This is a genomic window from Mycobacterium sp. SMC-19 (assembly GCF_045310815.1).
In the GTDB taxonomy this organism is placed as follows: domain Bacteria; phylum Actinomycetota; class Actinomycetes; order Mycobacteriales; family Mycobacteriaceae; genus Mycobacterium.
This window is the reverse complement of record NZ_JBJIAM010000018.1, coordinates 1-17842: the sequence shown is the minus strand read 5'-3', so window position 1 is coordinate 17842 and position 17842 is coordinate 1. Positions and strand designations below refer to the sequence as shown.

Annotated in this window: 14 protein-coding genes and 1 pseudogene; 12 read left to right on the top strand and 3 right to left on the bottom strand. The window is 66.7% G+C overall.

Annotated elements, in window-relative coordinates:
* The first annotated feature begins 10 nt into the window (after positions 1–10).
* The 3 genes from ACJH5R_RS22345 to ACJH5R_RS22335 all read left to right on the top strand — a co-directional run bounded on the left by ACJH5R_RS22345 (position 11) and on the right by ACJH5R_RS22335 (position 3979).
* Positions 11–1123 (top strand): adenylate/guanylate cyclase domain-containing protein, encoded by a 1113-nt coding sequence (locus ACJH5R_RS22345; protein WP_406760119.1) that lies wholly within the window; start codon positions 11–13, stop codon positions 1121–1123.
* Between the two features lie 97 nt (positions 1124–1220).
* The gene (locus tag ACJH5R_RS22340; RefSeq protein ID WP_406760118.1) at positions 1221–2198 is read left to right on the top strand and encodes an Acg family FMN-binding oxidoreductase; all 978 of its coding nucleotides are present in this window, start codon (positions 1221–1223) and stop codon (positions 2196–2198) included.
* A gap of 416 nt (positions 2199–2614) precedes the next feature.
* On the top strand, positions 2615–3979 hold the full coding sequence (locus ACJH5R_RS22335) for an HNH endonuclease signature motif containing protein (RefSeq protein WP_406782971.1): 1365 nt from the start codon (positions 2615–2617) through the stop codon (positions 3977–3979).
* A gap of 5 nt (positions 3980–3984) precedes the next feature.
* Here ACJH5R_RS22335 and ACJH5R_RS22330 read toward each other — a convergent pair whose 3' ends face one another.
* Together ACJH5R_RS22330 and ACJH5R_RS22325 are read right to left on the bottom strand one after the other, a co-directional pair.
* On the bottom strand, positions 3985–5886 hold the full coding sequence (locus tag ACJH5R_RS22330) for an ABC transporter ATP-binding protein (RefSeq protein WP_406782970.1): 1902 nt from the start codon (positions 5884–5886) through the stop codon (positions 3985–3987).
* Positions 5883–7631, bottom strand: coding sequence for an ABC transporter ATP-binding protein (locus ACJH5R_RS22325; protein WP_406782969.1), 1749 nt, complete (start codon positions 7629–7631; stop codon positions 5883–5885). Before ACJH5R_RS22325 ends, ACJH5R_RS22330 begins: the two co-directional genes overlap by 4 nt.
* Positions 7632–7803: 172 nt before the next feature.
* Between ACJH5R_RS22325 and ACJH5R_RS22320 the strand changes: the two genes are divergently transcribed.
* The 8 genes from ACJH5R_RS22320 (at position 7804) to ACJH5R_RS22285 (ending at position 16675) form a co-directional block, all read left to right on the top strand.
* Complete coding sequence (locus tag ACJH5R_RS22320; protein WP_046285706.1) at positions 7804–8304, top strand: DUF3558 domain-containing protein; 501 nt, start codon at positions 7804–7806, stop codon at positions 8302–8304.
* A complete protein-coding gene (locus ACJH5R_RS22315; protein ID WP_406782968.1) occupies positions 8301–8846 on the top strand; it encodes a DUF3558 domain-containing protein in 546 nt (181 codons plus the stop codon). Before ACJH5R_RS22320 ends, ACJH5R_RS22315 begins: the two co-directional genes overlap by 4 nt.
* A 221-nt stretch (positions 8847–9067) precedes the next feature.
* A complete protein-coding gene (locus tag ACJH5R_RS22310) occupies positions 9068–9436 on the top strand; it encodes a MarR family transcriptional regulator (protein ID WP_406782967.1) in 369 nt (122 codons plus the stop codon).
* A gap of 279 nt (positions 9437–9715) precedes the next feature.
* Positions 9716–10222: a MarR family winged helix-turn-helix transcriptional regulator gene (locus ACJH5R_RS22305; RefSeq protein WP_406760101.1), complete on the top strand. Its 507-nt coding sequence runs from the start codon at positions 9716–9718 to the stop codon at positions 10220–10222.
* A 440-nt stretch (positions 10223–10662) separates the two neighbouring features.
* Entirely contained in the window at positions 10663–11175 is a 513-nt protein-coding gene (locus ACJH5R_RS22300; protein ID WP_406760085.1) for a MarR family winged helix-turn-helix transcriptional regulator, read from the top strand.
* Between the two features lie 823 nt (positions 11176–11998).
* The gene (gene gjpA / locus ACJH5R_RS22295) at positions 11999–13096 is read left to right on the top strand and encodes an outer membrane porin GjpA (protein WP_406782966.1); all 1098 of its coding nucleotides are present in this window, start codon (positions 11999–12001) and stop codon (positions 13094–13096) included.
* A 50-nt stretch (positions 13097–13146) separates the two neighbouring features.
* Positions 13147–15648, top strand: a complete 2502-nt coding sequence (locus ACJH5R_RS22290) for a PGRS repeat-containing protein (protein WP_406782965.1) — start codon at positions 13147–13149, stop codon at positions 15646–15648.
* 430 nt (positions 15649–16078) lie between these two features.
* On the top strand, positions 16079–16675 hold the full coding sequence (locus ACJH5R_RS22285) for a MarR family winged helix-turn-helix transcriptional regulator (protein ID WP_406782964.1): 597 nt from the start codon (positions 16079–16081) through the stop codon (positions 16673–16675).
* A 75-nt stretch (positions 16676–16750) separates the two neighbouring features.
* On the opposite strand, the gene ACJH5R_RS22280 is transcribed toward ACJH5R_RS22285, so the two are convergent.
* Positions 16751–17254, bottom strand: coding sequence for a TetR family transcriptional regulator (locus ACJH5R_RS22280; RefSeq protein WP_406782963.1), 504 nt, complete (start codon positions 17252–17254; stop codon positions 16751–16753).
* A gap of 136 nt (positions 17255–17390) precedes the next feature.
* Here ACJH5R_RS22280 and ACJH5R_RS22275 point away from each other — a divergent pair.
* Positions 17391–17842: pseudogene (locus tag ACJH5R_RS22275) on the top strand (hydroxylase); the annotation flags it as partial.

Genomic DNA, 17842 nt, shown 5'->3' with positions numbered 1-17842 from the left:
CGTTTGCGGTGTGGGGGACCCCGAGATCGAAGACCTGCTGGACGGGCTGGACGGCACTGCGCGTGCCGAGCGTGCCGAACTGATCGAATGGCTGCTGGGACAGGGCATCACCGCCGAGGAGATCCGCGGGAACCCCTCACCGATGCTGTTGGCGTCGCGACGGCTGGTCGGTGACGACGGCACCTACGTCTCGGCGCGCGAGATCAGCGAATCCAGTGGCGTCGACCTCGAACAGTTGCAGCGCCTGCAGCGGGCGGTCGGGCTGCCCTGGATGGACGATCCGGATGCCCCGGTGCAGATGCGCGCCGATGCGAGCATCGCCATGCATGCGCGCCGCTTCATCGATGCCGGCATCGATGCCGAGCAGGCCCTGCAGACCGCTCGCCTGTTGGCCGACGGGCTGGCGCACACCGCGGAATTCATGCGCTTCACGGTGTTGTCCGCGATCGGCGAACCGGGCGTCACCGAGCTGCAGATCGCCCAGCGGTCACGGGACCTGGTGGCCGGGCTGGCGCCGATGTTGGGCCCCTTCGTCCAGGACATGCTGATGGTGCAGCTGCGTCATCAGCTCGACATCGACGCCGTCACCGCCGGAGAGCGCTTGGCGGGCGCACCGCTGCCGGGAGCGCGCCAGATCACCGTGGCATTCGCCGACCTGGTCGGCTTCACCCGGCTCGGGGAGATGGTGCCGCCCGAAGACCTGGTGCAGCTCGCCGAGCGCCTGACTGTGCTGGGGCGCGAGATCGCCGTTCCTCCGGTGCGGTTCATCAAGACCATCGGCGACGCGGTGATGTTCGTCTGTCCGGAGCCGGCGCCGCTGGTCGATGCGGTGCTGCGGCTGGTCGAGGCGGCCCAGGCCGACGACACCCTGCCTCGGCTTCGTGCCGGCGTGGCGTCCGGGGAGGCAGTGAGTCGGGTCGGGGACTGGTTCGGCAGCCCGGTGAACACCGCGAGCCGAATCACCGGGGTCGCCCGGCCGGGCACCGTGCTGGTCGCTGAGCCGGTGCGGGTGGCGTTGGCGGAATCTGACGTCTTCCAATGGTCGTTCGCCGGCGGACGTCACCTCAAGGGCATCAAGAGCGAGGTGAATCTGTTCCGCGTCCGGCACCGCGCCGAGGACTGATGCGGGGTACAACGCCGACCGGCCGGTGACTAACGCCTCTTTTGCGCCTGGATACGGGCTGGGAGCCTGAAGGCGACAGACCCGTGGGAGGTGGCTGATGTTGGACACGACCGTGGATTACGAGGTTCTGACCGAAGCGGTGCGGTTGGCCTGCCGGGCGCCGTCGTTGCACAACAGCCAGCCGTGGCGGTGGGTGGCCGACGGTGGGCGGCTGGACCTGTATCTGGATCCGACCCGTGGCGTGCACGGCGACCAGTCGGCCCGGGAGGCGTTGATCAGTTGCGGCGCGGTGCTGGATCACCTGCGGGTCGCGATGGCCGCGGCCGGCTGGACGTCCGAGGTCGAGCGGTTCCCGGATGCCGCGCATCCGGAGTACCTGGCCTCTATCGGATTCCTCGCCGCAGACCGGGTCACCGAGTTGGATCGCTATCGCGCCGGCGCGATACTGACGCGGCACACCGATCGACTGCCCTTCATGGCGCCGAGCAACTGGGAGCCCTTCGAGACCGTGCTGTACGACACGGTGACCGGACCGGTACGGCTGAGCGTGCTTCCCGACGAGCTGCGCTCCAAGCTGGCCGAGGCCTCCGAACTCACCGAGGCGCTGCGTCTGTACGACTCGTCGTATCACGCTGAACTCGGCTGGTGGACAGCGCCATTCGAGGTTTCCGACGGGATCCCGGAGAGCGCGCTGGTCTCGGCCGCCGAAAGTGACCGGGTGGACATCGGGCGGACATTCCCGGTCACCCACAACCGGGAACGACGCATCGAAGTCGGCGACGACCATTCGAAGATCGTGCTGTTGGCGACCGCCAGTGACGAGCCGGCGGATGCGCTGGCCTGCGGCGAAGCACTCTCGACGGTGCTACTGGAGTGCACCATGGCCGGCTTGTCGACCTGTCCGGTAACGCATTTGACCGAGGTGCCCGCCGGTCGGGCGCTGCTGGCCGGACTGGTCGGCGGCGGCGACCTGCCTCAGGTGCTGGTTCGCGTCGGCGGCGCGCCGGCGCTGGAGAAGCCCCCGGTGCCGACGCCGCGGCGGCCGCTGGCCGATGTGCTGCACCTGAAGCTCTGATTGGCGACCCCCGGGGGGCTTGGCGGCGCCCGGGGGATAGGAAAGTTGCCCGGCTTTGAGCGACTCACGCGGGCGCGTGGTATGCGCCCCGTTGAGGCTTGTCGCTCAAAGCCGGGCAACTATTCATGTGGTTCCGGATTGGGGCGGCCACCGGGAAATTAGGGCAGGCTCGGACTGACAGGGGAGCGTCTACACTTCCAGCGCGGCTGGCTTTCACCCTCTTGTCCAGCTCTTCGGATTACGGTCATGTCCGAGCCTGCTTCGCAGTCGAATCTACGCTTGCGGCCATCGGTGGGCAATGGTTGATTCGCGCCGCATTCTCCTCCCGGATTGTCACTGCATTCACATGTGTCACAGCAGTTTTGGCAGGTGGATGAGTTCCGTGACTTGTCGGGGCCCCGGGCTACTATTAGCACATGCGTTCGAATGGTCGCGAAGAGGTCGTCGGAGTCTTCGACGCTCTGTCGGCGGATCTGGATCGGGCGCTGGATCTGGACTTCGAGGCGCTCACCCCGCGGGAATGCCTGGCACTGTTGGGGCGCTGCGAACGGCTGCGGCGGCGCCTTCCCGCGGTGGAACATCCGATGGTCAATCGGCTCGCCGCCACCGACCCCGCCGAACTCGGCGGCAAACCCCGCTGGGTGCTCGCCGAAGAACTGCACATCGGCCGGGGAGAGGCCGGGCGCCGCATCACCGAAGCCGCCGAGCTCGGTGCCCGTCGCACCCTGACCGGTGAACCGTTGGAGCCGGCGCTGCCCGCGGTGGCCGCCGCCCAACGCGCCGGGAGCATCGGCCCCGCCCATATCGCGGTGATCCGCTCGTTCTTCACGTACCTTCCCGACCACATTGACCCCGGAACCCTGGCCCAGGCTGAACAGCACCTCACCGAATTGGGCACCGGATGTCGTCCCGATGAACTCGTCAAACTTGCCCAACGCTTGGCCGATCACCTGCATCCCGACGGCAACTACACCGAGGGCGATCGCGCCAAACGCCGCGGTGTAGTCCTCGGCCCGCAAGACCGAGACGGCATGACCCCGATCAAGGGCTACCTCGACCCCCAAGCCCGCGCCACCTGGGATGCCGTACTGGCCCGCTGGGCCGCCCCCGGCATGTGCAACCCCAACGATTCCATTCCCTGCACCGGGGGCACCCCTTCCCAAGCCGCGATCGAAGCGGATGCGCGCAGTGCCGCCCAACGCAATCACGACGCCCTGACCGCCATGGGCCGCGCTCTGTTGGCTTCCGGAGAACTGGGCCAGCACAATGGATTACCGGCCACCATCATTGTCTCCACCACCCTGTCCGACCTGGAAGCTGGCACCGGAAAAGCCCACACCGGCGGCGGCAGCTGGCTCCCTATGTCCGACGTGATCGCCATGGCGTCGCATGCGCACCACTACCTGCGGATCTACCAGGGCGCCAAAGAACTTGCCCTGTTCCACACCAAGAGGTTGGCCTCACCTGCGCAGCGCATCGTGCTCTACGCCAAAGAACGTGGCTGCAGCCACCCCAACTGCCCCGTGTCCGGCTACCTGTGCGAGGTGCATCACGACGACGACTACGCCAAAACAGGTCGTACGGACATCACCGACCTCACCCTGCGCTGCGGCCCCCACCATCAACTCATCACCTCAGGTGGTTGGAAAACCCGTAAACGCCACGACGGCACCACCCAAACCCTGCCGCCACCCCACCTGGACCACGGCCAACCCCGAACCAACCACTACCACCATCCCGAGAGGCTGCTGCGGGAAAGTGAAGACGACGACGCGCCGTAACCGGCTCAGCTGCCCTCGGCCATCGCCCAGTAGGCCCCGCGGCGGGCCAGCAATTCGGTGTGGGTGCCCTGCTCGACGATCCGGCCGGCCTGCATCACCAGGATCAGGTCGGCGTCGCGGATCGTCGAAAGCCGGTGGGCGATAATGAAACTGGTGCGTCCTCGGCGCAACTCGCGCATCGCCCGCTGGATCAGCAGTTCGGTGCGGGTGTCCACCGAACTGGTGGCCTCGTCGAGGATGAGCAGTTGCGGCTGGGCCAGAAATGCCCGGGCGATCGTGATCAGCTGCTTCTCGCCGGCGCTGATGGCCCCGCCGTCGTCGTTGACCCGGGTGCCATAGCCCTCCGGCAGGGTCCGCACGAAGGGGTCGACATGCGCGGCGCGGGCCGCCTCGATGATCTCGTCCTCGGCAGCGCCGGGCCGGCCGTAGCCGATGTTCTCGGCGATCGTTCCGGTGAACAGCCAGGTGTCCTGCAGCACCATGCCGATCGACGAACGCAGGGCGCAGCGGTCCACGCCGGTGATGTCCACGCCGTCGATCAGGATCTGCCCGTGGTCCACGTCGTAGAACCGCATCAGCAGGTTGACCAGGGTCGTCTTACCGGCCCCGGTGGGGCCGACGATGGCCACCGTGCTGCCGGGCGTCACGCTCAGCGACAGGTCCTCGATCACCGGCACGCCGGGCCGGTAGCCGAAGGTGACGTCGCGGAATTCCACCCGGCCGCGCGGGACCGCGTCGTGCGGTTCGGCGTCGGGGCGCCACAGCGGCGTCGGCGGGGCCGGGGGTTCTTCGGGTTCGTCGAGGAAGGCAAACACCCGCTCGGCGCTGGCGGCGCCGGACTGCAGGGCGTTGAACATCGAGGCCAGATTCCCCAGCGGTTGGTTGAACTGGCGGACGTAGGCGATGAATGCCTGGATGCTGCCCAGGGTGATCTGCCCGGTGGCCACCTGGATTCCGCCGATCACCGCGACCGCGACGTAGCCGAGGTTGGCGATCAGCCCGGTCGCCGGTGCGATCAGTCCGGAGAAGAACTGGGCGCCGAACCCGGCCCGGTACAACTCGTCGTTGCAGTCGTCGAACCGCTGCTGTGCCCAGTCGCGGTGGCCGAACGTCCGGACCAGAGTGAAGCCGCTGTAGGTCTCCTCGAGGTGGGCGCCCAGTTGCCCGGTGGCCGCCCACTGCGCGGCGAACAGCCGTTGCGAGCGCCGGGTGATCGACCGCACCGCCAGCAGCGTCACCGGGACGCCGGCCACGGTGATCACGGCCAGTAGCGGCGAGATGGACAGCATCATCGCCAGCACCACCAGCACGGTCAACACCGAGGAGAACAGTTGACTGACCGTCGTCGACACCGATGTCGCGGTGTTGTCGACATCGTTGGTGACCCGGCTCAAGAGCTCCCCGCGCCGCTGAGTGTCGAAGTAGCGCAGCGGCAGCCGGTGCAATTTGTCTTCGACGTCGCGTCGCAGCGCCCGCATGGTGCGCTGCAGGATCACGTTGAGCAACCGTGCCTGCGTCCAGACCATCAGCGCCGCAATCAGATACAGGCCCATCGCCAGCGCCAGCGTGCGCGCCACCGCGGCGAAGTCGATACCGGCGCCCGGTATCACGTCCATCCGCGACAGCATCTCGGCGTAGGTGCCCCGGCCGGCGGCGCGGGCTTCGTCGATGGCTTGCTGCTTGGTGATTCCCGCCGGCAGTCCGCGGCCGATGATGCCGTTGAACACCAGATCAGTGGCATGGCCGAGAATTCGCGGTCCGGCCACACCGAGCGCGATACCGCCCAGCGACAGGCTGATGACCGCCGCGACCAACCGGCGCTGCGGGCCCATCCGGCGGGCCAGGCGCAGCGCGGTCGACCAGAAGTTGCCGGCCCGTACCGTCGGAGCCGCCACGGGTGCGGTCACTGGCCACCGACCCCGGCGGTCAGCGACTGGGATTCGGCGAACTCGGCGTAGGTGGGGCAGTCGGCCAGCAGCTGCTGGTGGGTTCCGGCGCCGACCACCCGGCCGTCGTCGAGGACGATTACCTGATCGGCCTGGGTGACAGTCGAGATCCGCTGCGCCACGATGATCACCGTCGCGTCGACGGCCACCTCGCGCAGGGCTGCGCGGACCCGGGCGTCGGTGCGGGTGTCCAGGGCCGAGAACGCGTCGTCGAACAGGTAGATCGAGGGCCGCCGGATCACCGCCCGGGCGATCGCGAGCCGTTGACGCTGCCCGCCGGACAGATTGATCCCGCCCTGGGCCACCGGCATCGCCAGCCCGTCGGGGTGGGCCACCACGAAGTCGTCGGCGGCGGCCACCCGCAGTGCCGCCCACATCTGCTCGTCGCTGACGGTTGCCCCCGCCGGGGCGCCGTAGCGCAGGTTGTCCGCAACGGTGCCGGAGAACAGGTAACCGCGCTGAGGCACCAGGCCGATGCCCGACCACAGCTCCTCGGGGTCGCGGTCGCGCACGTCCACGCCGTCGATGAGCACCGCGCCGTCGGTCACGTCGCGCAACCGGCAGATCAGCGACACCAGGGTGGACTTGCCCGAGCCGGTGGAGCCGACCACCGCGGTGGTGGTGCCGGGCAGGGCGGTCAACGACACGTCGTAGAGCACCGATCGATCGGCGCCGGGGTAATGGAAGCCGACACCGTTCAGGCGGATCTCGCCACTGCGCGAGGACGGCGACACCGGCCGATCCGGGGCGCTGATGGTCGGCTCGGTGGACAGCACCGCGGTGATCCGCTCGGCGCAGACGGCGGCGCGCGGCAGGATCGCCAGCACCATCGTGGCCATCAGCACGGCCATCAGGATCTGCATGAAATAGGACAGGAACGCGATCAGCGACCCGACCTGCATCGCTCCGGCGTCGATGCGCAGCGCGCCGAACCAGATCAACGCGACGCTGGAGGCGTTGATGATCAGGGTGGTGGTCGGCAGCATCAGCACCTGCAGGTTCCCGACGGTCAGCGAGGCATCCGACAGGGCCGTGTTGGCCTGGGCGAACCGGTCGCGCTCGAAAGGCTCGCGGGCGAAGGCGCGGATCACCCGGATGCCGGTGAGTTGATCGCGCAGCACCCGACTGATGTTGTCGATCAACATCTGCATGCGGCGGAACAGCGGCAGCATCCGCGACACGATCAAGTAGTTGGTCAGCGCCAGCACCGGCACGCTGACTGCCAGCAGCCAGGCCAGTCCCGCGTCCTGGTGTACCGCCATCAGCACCCCACCGACGCACATGATGGGCGCGGTGACCAGTGTGCTGGCGCCCAGCTGCACGATCAGCTGGATCTGGCGGACGTCGTTGGTGGTGCGGGTCAGCAGGGTCGGCGCCCCGAAGCGGGTGGTTTCGCGTTCAGAGAACCGGATCACCTGGGCGAACACCGCCCGGCGTAGGTCGCGTCCGAAGCCGGTCCCGGTGCGCGCGCCGAAGTAGACCGCCGCGATGGCGCACAACATCTGCAGGCCGGTGACGCCGAGCATCACCGCGCCCAGCCGGATGATGATCGCGGTGTCGCCGCGGACCACGCCGTCGTCGATGATCGTGGCGTTGACGGTCGGCAGGTACAGCGAAGCCAGCGTGCTGATCAGTTGCAGCACCATCACCGCGGCGACCGGCCAGCGGTAGGGCCTGAGGTAGCAGCGCAGCAGCGCCAGAAGCATGGGGCCTACTGTCGCACATCCGTGCGGTCGCGTCGTTGCTGTGCCGATACGCGGCGACACAAACCGACTGGTCACCGCTGTGTCGTGGTTGACGGGCGGCGGTGCCGCTACAGTGCATCGTGTGCGGCTCAAACTGACGGTCCCGGCCCTGGCGGCCGCTGCCCTGATTCCGATGGTCGGCGGATGTTCTGACTCCGACTCGCCTGAGGCTCAGGGCGGCAGCCAGTCTGCGTCGCCGACGGCCGAGCAGAGCAACCACGGACCGTCGTTCCCGCAGTGCGGTGGTATCAGCGACGAGACCATGGCCAACCTGACCCGGGTGTCCGGGTTGATCAGCACCGCACAGAACTCGGTGGGCTGCCAGTGGCTGCTGCGCGGCGGGATCATGGGCCCGCACTTCTCCTTCTCCTGGTATCGCGGGAGCCCCATCGGTCGCGAGCGCAAGACCGAAGAGGTCTCGCGGACTTCCGTGGAGGACATCAACATCGACGGCCACAGCGGCTTCATCGCGATCGGCACCGCCCCGACGATGGGCGACAACCTGTGTGAGGTCGGCATCCAATTCAAAGATGACTTCATCGAGTGGTCGGTGAGCTTCGCTCAGAAGCCGTTCCCGGATCCGTGCGACGTCGCCAAAGAGCTGACCCGCCAGTCGATTGCGAACTCGAAATGAGCCGCCGGGTTCTGGCCGGTGCGGCCGCGGTGTTGGCAGTGTTGACCAGCTTGACGGGTTGCTCCCGTGAGGTGGGCGGCACCGCGGTCAAGGCCGGTGCGGGCGACACCAAGCGCAACAACAACTCCGAGCGGCAGTACCCGAACCTGCTCAAGGAGTGCGAGGTACTGACCACCGACATCTTGGCCAAGACGGTGGGAGCGGACCCGCTCGACATCCAGAGCACCTTCGTCGGCGCCATCTGCCGCTGGCAGGCGGCCAACCCGGCCGGGCTGATCGACATCACCCGGTTCTGGTTCGAGCAGGGCAGCCTGGACAACGAACGCAAGGTCGCCGAGTTCCTGAAGTATCAGATCGAGCCCAAGACCATCGTGGGCGTGCCCTCGATCGTGATGCGTCCGGCCGACCCGAACGGCTCCTGCGGGGTCGCCAGCGACGCCGCAGGCGTGGTCGGTTGGTGGGTCAACCCGCAGGCACCCGGGATCGACGCGTGCGAGCAGGCGCTCAAATTGATGGAACTGACGCTCGCCACGAACTCCTGAGCCTGCCTGTCGCTTCGGCGATTCTGGTGCTTTCGCCTTGAACCAAGTGGTTCAAAGTGGTGGTTTTCTGTTGCGGGCCAGAACATCTCGCTGACCTGCGAAATCTAGTCGGCCGGCGTGTTGCTGAACGCCTTTGGCGTCGGGACATATTCATGCGCCAACTCGGGTATGGCGCAGTTTTGGCTGTGCGGTAGACCTGTCGTTCGCTAGCGTCCCGCGCCGTGGACGAGTTCGAGCAACGTCGCTGGAGACCGCTTTTCAGTGGCTCGGTCAATCTGATGGCGGCGCTGGACGTGCGCCTGCGCGGTGCACATGGCGTCACCCTCCGGGACGTCCTGCTGTTGGAGCTGCTCAGCATGCCGGATCGGCGGGCACATCGCATCTGCGTGTTGGCGCAGAAGCTGGGGGTGTCGCCGGGCACGTTGGCCGGCCAAGTCCGTCGGTTGGAAGAGCGCGGTCTGGTCACCCGGAGCCCGTGCGGGCGCGACCGGCGCGGCATTCTGCCCCGGATCACCAGCGAGGGTTACGTGCGTCTTCACGCAGTGCTGGAGAGCCATGCGCACCTCGAAAGGGTCGGTGGCACTGATTAGGTGGCTCTGTCCGTCGCGCCTGGTTTTTCATCGCTCCGCTATCGAAACGAATAGTTTCCGCTCGAACGAAACCGAGTAGTTTCCGTTTGAACGAATTTATTCGGAAAGATGGTTTTCTCAGAAGAGTCGGAATGTCCGGTTGACCTGCCCTGTCATGTCGGGCAGGGCTTAGCTGATCGTCAATCTCGCCAAGGCGAATCCGCGATGAGATGTTGGAATTGACACGCGTTCCCCGTTTCTGCGGCGCATCCTTCGATAACATCCCGCGCCGTGGACGAGATGCATGAACTCCAGGCAATAGCCTGGCTCCCTGGGCTCGATGGAATCGAGCAACACTGCTGGCAACAGTTTCTGGCTTGCTCGCTGAATGTCGTTGACGCAGTGAACGTATGCCTCAAGGGCGCGCATGATCTCTCGATACGTGACGTCCTTCTGCTGGAGCTGCTGAGCAGGCCCAAGCGTCGCGAGCACCGGCTGTGCGTGTTGGCGGAGGAGCTTGGTGTGACACAGGGCCAGCTGTCTACCCAGATCCGCCGGTTGGAAGGCCATGGTTGGATCACCCGCAGCCCGAGCCCAGGCGACCCGCGCGGCATTCTGCCCCGGATCACCAGTGCGGGGCACACGCGTCTGCATGCGGTGATGGAGACCTATGCGCAAGGGATCCGCGTGCACTACCTCAACCAGCTCAAGCATGAGCAAATGGTCAATCTGGTCGACAGCTGCCGGCGGATCAACGACTCGCTCAGCACGAATAGGCGCCGCAAGGGGCTGAAAGCCGCGCGCTGAGCGGTCTCCTTGTCTCCGTACGACGGTGGGCCGTGTGGATTTTGGACGTCTGAGCACTTGCCGCGCGGTGTTTGCGTGGTGAATTACGCACCTACGGGTAGCTAATTAGCACATGTTGCATTGCTAGGAGATGCGGCAAATGCAAAAACTGGGTCTTTACCTGGCGTGAGCTGAGATTTAGGCTATCTGACACGGGGCACGGCTATCCCGGGATTGCGCTAGAACGCGTTATAAAACCTACTTGGGAGTAGCTTTCGCCTTGAACTAGATAGTTCAATTCGGCCGTTTTCTGGCCGGGATCGAAGTGGCTCATGACCAGCGTGTTGTCCGCAGTCAGGCGTTGCCCGCCGGCGTCGTCGGTCGATGGATCCGCCTCGGCTGCGGAACTTGCGGAGGTTTCTTCGCCAATCTGGCGGGGTCGTTCGATACCGTCGCCCGCCGTGGAGGAAGACGGTGCCGAGATCCCCGCGCATCACCTGCCGGGTCTCGATGAGATCGAGCAGCGGTGTTGGCAGGACTTCATGCAATCGTCGACTTTGCTCCTTGCTTTGATCAACGGGCGGCTGCTCGCCCGCCACGATCTGAGTCAGTTTGATTTCCTGGTGCTGGAAGCGCTTGACCGGTCGGCAGACGGTTCGGCTCGGATGGGGGATTTGGCACACACGATGGTGCTCGCGCCGAGCAGGTTGACCGAACTCATGCGGCGGATGGAATCGAAGGGCCTGGTTCGCCGTAGTCGCAGCCGAACCGACGGGCGCGGCGTGGTGGCCAGCATCACGCGCGAAGGCCGAGCTCGAATGCGGCCGGCGGCCCGGACCTATGCCCAGTCGGTGCGCGACCTCTACCTCGTCCAGATGTCGCGGCCGCAGATGATCGCATTGGGCGATAGTTGCCGGCGAGTCAACGTCCCGCTGAAGGCAGCGCAGAAGGTCAGGCGCCGCAGCGTCGGCTAGGCATAGGGCCGCTGCGTGTGCGGCGGGCACCGCCAGCCCCGCTGCACCTCAGCATTGTCTCAGCTCTAGAGGCCCGTAGGGCTTTCCATGCGTTAATGCCGATGAGCGCTTCTGCGCGCCATCGGGGCCTGGTAGAAGCCGTCGCACGATGTTTCAATCCGCAAGGATAATCGTTACGGACTGCAAGTACTCAGGAGCGGCGGGCGGTCCTGTTTGGCGGCACAAATGCCGCTCATTATGGACAATTCATGGCAAACGTTGGATATGGGATACATCCCTGGTAATTCTGCTGTAGATGCTTGGATGGCAAACCAAAAAGGCGGGAGATACACGTTGCAAAAATCTGACGCGCGTTAATTTCGGATTGAAACAGGAAGAATGCGCAAGAGGTTTGCTAAGTCGCCGGTCGTGCGCGGCTGAACAGGGCGTTTTGCCTCGCGGGACGGTTGCGAGAAAATATCGCGGGAGAACGACTTTAAAATGTTGGGTGAAAGCTGGGTGTGACTTAGCTAGCTGACAGGTAGCGTTGCGTTCGCTCTCGTCGGTGGCTCCTTGTCCGGGCCGTCGCAGCCACGTGTTGGCTGCTCGATGAGATCAGGCCGGCGGCTCGCCGGAGCAGCATCAACAGCCTGCGGACACCGTCGTCCTGGGTTTGCTGCGCCTACCTCAATTCACTTGTCGGCCCGCAGGAAGGGGCACCTAGATGGCTCGTCAGAACGGCACCACCGGGAATTGGCGCTCGCGCGAAGCTCATGCGCTGCCGGGGGGTTGTCCCGATTTATCCGGCCGGACGGCTATCAGCGAAAGAGGCCGAGGAAGGGAGATGGCAGCGCGGCAGGTTCTTCGTCCCTATGCCACTGCCGGTGTGGCTTTGGTGGGCGCCGGTCTTGTTGCGGTCACCCCGTTGTCGGCGCCGCTGCCGACGCTGTCCGATGTTCAGTCTCGTGCGGTGGTGTTGACGAGTGCGTGGGATGAGGTGCTCAATGCTGCGTCGGCGAATGTGACGACGATGCTGAACAATTGGTATCTGGCCCCGGGTGTGGGGATGCAGCAGTTCATGGCCAACCAGATGGGGTACTGGGATCAGTTGGCCAATGATCCGGCTGGCTCGATCAATGCGATCAACGAGCAGATCCAACTGCACCTGAACGCGGTGCTCTCGGGGTTTGCGATGCAGGACATGACCGCTGAAACCCGCGCCACGGTGCTCAACCACACCATGGATGGCACCCATCAGCTGATGTTCGGTCAGGTCGCGGGGTATCTGCCCGCTGATGTCGATCCCGACCAGATCCTGCCGATCATTGACTATCTGGGCTCGCCGTCGAGTGCGATGTTGATGGGGATGATCGGCCCGGGCATCAGCCCGTGGATTGCCTTGCTCAACGGCATCACCGACGGCGATAACCCCTTCGACATCCTGATCAATATGGGTGGGGCGTTCTTCAACGGCGCCACCCTGAACTTGGATGCGTTGTTGCCGATGATCAACGAGGCCGGCTTCTTCCCGGCCGGGATGAACATGGACCATCTGGACTTCGCGTTCGGTGGGTTGTTGTCCACGGGTGCGGCCGCGGTGAGCTACCAGGTGTTGGGCCCCGGCGGTGAGGTCGCCGCCGAGGTACCGGCGGTCGGTGGGTCGATCTTCCAAAGCGTGGGCCTGGAATTCAGTGGCGTACCGGTGATCGGAACCCTGGATCTCAACAGTGCCGGGATCGGGCCGCTCGCCGCGATGCAGGCCTGGGGTCAAACCGTCGGCGCCCTGCTCGGGTCGGGTTGGGACGGCAAGGGCCCGGTCGTGGTGACCCCACCACTGGCTGGGGCTGAGTTGCCCATCATCGACCCGGTGGTGGTCGATGACGGCGGGTCCGGTGCGGCCACCGATGCGTTTGGTTGGCTGGGCGATCTGCTCGGATTCTGATTCCCCTCAACCCTTTATCCCCTAACTTCTCAAGAGAGGTCTTGCTGCACATGAGTCACCACACCAATACGCGTCGCTCTTCCCGGGCCGTCGGCGCAGCCAGTGCCGTGGGTGCGTTCCTGGCCTTCGGGATGGCCCCGCTGACCACCGCACCGGCCGCCCAGGCCGATGAGTTCGATTGGATCACTGATCTTTTCGACACCTCGGCCTGGTTGACCCCTGAGCCGGCTGAGGTGGGCGCCTTCGATTGGACCACCATGATCGATCAGTGGTTCTATGACCCGATTCACGACGGCTTGCAGGCCTGGATCACCAGTGACTTCGGTGAAATGGTCAACGGCGCCATCAATACCATGGCCGGCCAATACCTGATCGGTAACGGTATCGACGGCACCGCCGAGAACCCCGACGGCGGCAACGGCGGCCTGTGGTTCGGTGACGGCGGCGACGGCTGGGACAGCACCGAAGCCGGGGTGGCCGGTGGTAGCGGCGGCAACGCGGCCGGCTGGATCGGCGATGGCGGCACCGGCGGTGACGGTGGTGACGGCGCCAACGGCGGTGACGGCGGAGCCGGCGGACTGTGGATGGGCCTCGGCGGCAACGGCGGCAACGGCGGAGCAGCACCGGATACCGCTACCGCCGGCGGTAACGGCGGTAACGGCGGCACTGCCTCGGCCTGGTTCTTCGGCAATGGCGGCAACGGCGGCATCGGCGGAGCCGGCATGGACGGCGCCGCGGGCACGTGGGCCAACGGCGGCACCGGCAACGGCGGGGACGGCGGGCTCGGTGGCAACGGCGGCAATGGCGGGCGCAGCAGCTTCATGTTCGGCAACGGCGGCAATGGCGGGGGTGGCGGCAATAACGGGTCCGGCGGCAATGGTGCTGCCGGAACCGTTGCCAACGTCAACGGCGGCAACGGCGGGAACGGCGTAGGGACGCAGTCCACCGGTTCCGGAGGTATCGGCGGCGGGCGTGGCTCCACCATCTACACCAGCCCGATGTACGGCACCACCGGTCAAGTCGGAGTCGGCGGTGTTGGCGGCGCCGGGGGAGACGGCGGCAACGCCTACCAAGACCCCAATGGCGACTACCTCGGCGACGGCGGCAACGGCGGCGCCGGCGGGTACGGCGGCGGCAATCTTTTCGGAGGCACAGGTGACGGCGGTCACGGCGGTGACGGCGGTCACGGCGGCACCGGCTTGAACGGCGGCGATGGTGGAGCGGGCGGCAACGGCGGGCGCTCCGCCAGCGGGCCCATGCCCGGCAATGCCGGCAACGGCGGTAACGGCGGCGACGCCACCGCCGGAACAGCCGGTAACGGCGGCAACGGCGGCAGGACCTACGGCGGACTCGCCAGCGGTAACGGCGGAAACGGCGGTAACGGCGCCACCGACGACGCCTCCGTTCAAACCATCGGCGGAAACGGCGGCGCCGGCGGCTCGGGCTTTGCGGGCGGCGGCGCCGGTAACGGCGGAAGCGGCGGTTCCGGCACCTACGCCGGCGGCAACGGCGGGGCCGGTGGTAACGGCAGCACCGGCGGCTACATCGGCGGTACCGGTGGCAACGGCGGCGTCAGCACCGGATGGGACAACGGGACCGGCACCACCTACAGCCACGGCGGCGACGGCGGCAGGGGCGGCAACGGCGGCGCTGGCACCGCCGGCGTGGCTGGCGGGGTCGGCGGCGCCGGCGGCGCCGGCGCTAATGGTGCGACCGGGCCCGGTGTGGTCAGCATCGGCGGCAACGGCGGCAACGGCGGCAACGGCGGCAACGTTTCCGGTGGTGCAGCAGCCGGCAACGGCGGCACCGGCGGAGCCGGCGGCTCGGGCACCGCAACCGGCGGCAACGCCGGCAACGGCGGCAACGGCGGAACCGGGAGTGTCCCCCTCACCGGCGGAACCGGTGGTACCGCCGGCAACGGCGGGGCCGGCGGCAACGGCGGAAGCAGCGGCGGCGTCGCCATGCCGGGCGGCAATCCCTATGGCGCCGGTGCCAGCCACGCCGGCAATGGCGGCAATGGCGGAAACGGCGGCGGCGGCACCATCGGGGCCGGTGGTGACGGTGGGATCGGCGGCGCTGGTGGTAATGCGCAGGGTGACGTCGACGGCGGAAAGGGTGGCAACGGCGGCGTAGGCGGGACGGGCTCCAACGGTGAACGCGCTGCGAGCCCCGCACACGGCCCCGGCGGAAACGGTGGCGCCGGCGGCGTCGCAGGCAACGGCGGCGCCGGCGGCGCTGGTGGTACCGCGGTCGACGGTGACGGCGGCAATGGCGGCACCGGTGGAAAGGGCGGGACCGGCGGCGCGGGCAACAATGGCGGCAACGGCGGCACCGACTCCGACGGCAACACCCTGGCCGGTGGCAACGGCGGCGACGGCGGAACCGGCGGCAACGGTGGCGCCGGCGGCAACGGCGGCACCAGCACCAACGGCACTAACGGCGCCACCGGCGCGGGCGGCGCGGCCGGCGAAGGCGGTGCGGCCGGCAACGGCGGCACCGGAAACCCCGCGGGGCAGCCCGGAACGGTCGGCGACAGCGGCCAGCCCGGCTAGCAAATCAGCAAGATCGGCCACGGTCGTCGGGCTCCAAAGCGAGCCCGACGACCGCGGTCGCGGGTCTCCGTGCATGCGGTTGCCCGGAGGCGCCCGTGCTTTGACGAAGCCCGAGAGGCTGGCGCGTCCGTAGCGATCAGCCGCGACTTACAGAATGGACTATTAAAGTCCTGTATTCATGTTTGGTGTGGTCCGCGCCGGCTCGCTGCGAGCCGGTTCTGCCACGCAGGCGCAGGCGTAACTGGGCCAATGAACAGTGGATATACCAGATTCCTGGCGCAGAACCCGCGGGGTCGACAACTTCGATCAGCGGCCTCCTGTCAGTCTGACTGCCAGGAAGGCTCAGTTTTCAATACAAAACGGTCGCGTCTCGGTTAGCCTCGGGGCGGCATCGTCCGGGGGTTGCGCTGTCCAGCACGGTGGCGCGGTCATGAACGAATCGAAGGGGGACAAGGGCATGGGCGGAATCGTGCCTAGCCGTGTTGGGGGCGGAGCACCCGAACTGGATTTCGCCGAGCGGAAGTCGTGGGACAACTACTTGAATGCCGTCCTACGTGTGACGATGATGCTCAACCGCCAATTGGATGATTCGCACCAGTTGTCTCTGATCGATGTGCAGCTGCTGGCCCACCTGGACAGCTCCCCGGCCGGTGGGGTTCAGATGGGTGTGCTGGCGGGTGCGTTGGCGTCCACGCCGAGTCGGCTGACCAGACAGATCCGCCGCCTCGAAGACCAGGGCTTGGTGGAGCGGACGGTAAGTCCATCTGACCGACGGCGCGTGCTGGCGACTATTACCAGCTTCGGGCGAACGAGTGTGGAGCGAGCGATGATCACGTATGCCGCTTCGGTCCGGAGTCATTTCTTTGGAGTGCTGACCCGCCCACAAATCGCATCAATGGCGGAGAGCTGTGGACAGATCAACCGCGCACTACAGATCTGCCAGGACGAAGCGCCAGCCGGCGCGCGCGGCGGCCGGCGCGATGGGCGTGAAGCCGATCGCAAGGCGGGGGTGCGCGCGGTGCGCTAGCCGCTCGAGATAATTACGGTTGAGAAGAGATCGACTAAAAGCGTGATAGCCGTTGGCCATTGGCGCCGCTCTAGGTCACTGTGGGTTGTGCGCTCCGCCGGCCAGCTCGCGCAGTTCGGCAACCGCCTGCTCGGCCGTCGGTGCGCTGTCGGGGTCGATGAGTGACTGGATCATCATGCCCAGCACCACGGCCAGCGCGACCGATCCGCCCATTTCGGCACGCGCGCGTTGCTGGCCCTCGGCAAGACGCGCGCGCAGTTCGTCGTTGCGTTGGGCTTGCACGATCGCTTCCAGATGCGATGTCCACAGCGCCTTGTCGGTGGTGAAGGACTCCAGCACCGCCTGCCACCGTTCCACGGCTGTGGCCGACTGGCCATCGGGCGACATGCGGGCGTCGAGTTCGTCGAGCTCTTCGAAGAGGGCCTGCACCAGAAGTCGTTCCCGGCTGCCGAAGTGATAGCCGATGGCGGCATGGCTGACACCGGCCGCCGCGGCGATGTCACGCACCGTCGTATTCGCCCAGCCCCGTTCGACGAGGCAGCGCTTGGCGCCCTCCAGCAGATCCTCACGGTTGCCCATCTGTGCAGGTTAACCGTCCGCACGACAGTTGCACAAATGGATTGACCATATGGCTTGACCAAATGGACAAATCGAGGATACGGTACGGAAACCAACGGATCCCGCCGTGGGCCCCGCAGATGAGGAGGTGCCGGTTATGGCGCACGAAGTTGTCGAGCGCGTCGAGCAGATCGCCGCCCAGCTGGCCGGTACCGCCGAAGACAGCGAACGGCTCGGCAAGCTCTCCGAGCAGTCCGTGGCCCTGATTCGCCAGGCCGGCGTCATGCGGATGCTGCAGCCGACGGACTTCGGCGGCTACGCGGCCCACCCGCGCGACTTCGCCGAGGCGGTCATGGCGGTGGCCAAGCACTGCGGCTCCACCGGCTGGGTGTGCGGCGTCGGGGGAGTGCACCCCTGGGAGATGGCGCTGATGGACCGCCGGCTGCAAGCCGAAATCTGGGCCGAGGACCCCGACACCTGGATCGCCTCCCCCTATGCCGCGCAAGGGATTGCGACCCCGGTCGAGGGTGGTTATCGGTTGACCGGGCGGTGGAACTTCTCCTCGGGCACCGATCACTGCAGTTGGATCTTCCTGGGCGCGCGCGTCGG

Excerpts from the sequence above, each read along its gene's own strand:
- ACJH5R_RS22285 (WP_406782964.1), top strand. The coding sequence starts at position 16,079 with ATGAACGAATCGAAGGGGGACAAGGGCATGGGCGGAATCGTGCCTAGC.
- gjpA (WP_406782966.1), top strand. The coding sequence starts at position 11,999 with ATGGCAGCGCGGCAGGTTCTTCGTCCCTATGCCACTGCCGGTGTGGCT.
- ACJH5R_RS22325 (WP_406782969.1), bottom strand. The coding sequence starts at position 7,631 with ATGCTTCTGGCGCTGCTGCGCTGCTACCTCAGGCCCTACCGCTGGCCG.
- ACJH5R_RS22280 (WP_406782963.1), bottom strand. The coding sequence starts at position 17,254 with ATGGGCAACCGTGAGGATCTGCTGGAGGGCGCCAAGCGCTGCCTCGTC.
- ACJH5R_RS22340 (WP_406760118.1), top strand. The coding sequence starts at position 1,221 with ATGTTGGACACGACCGTGGATTACGAGGTTCTGACCGAAGCGGTGCGG.
- ACJH5R_RS22290 (WP_406782965.1), top strand. The coding sequence starts at position 13,147 with ATGAGTCACCACACCAATACGCGTCGCTCTTCCCGGGCCGTCGGCGCA.
- ACJH5R_RS22315 (WP_406782968.1), top strand. The coding sequence starts at position 8,301 with ATGAGCCGCCGGGTTCTGGCCGGTGCGGCCGCGGTGTTGGCAGTGTTG.
- ACJH5R_RS22335 (WP_406782971.1), top strand. The coding sequence starts at position 2,615 with ATGCGTTCGAATGGTCGCGAAGAGGTCGTCGGAGTCTTCGACGCTCTG.
- ACJH5R_RS22320 (WP_046285706.1), top strand. The coding sequence starts at position 7,804 with ATGGTCGGCGGATGTTCTGACTCCGACTCGCCTGAGGCTCAGGGCGGC.
- ACJH5R_RS22305 (WP_406760101.1), top strand. The coding sequence starts at position 9,716 with ATGCATGAACTCCAGGCAATAGCCTGGCTCCCTGGGCTCGATGGAATC.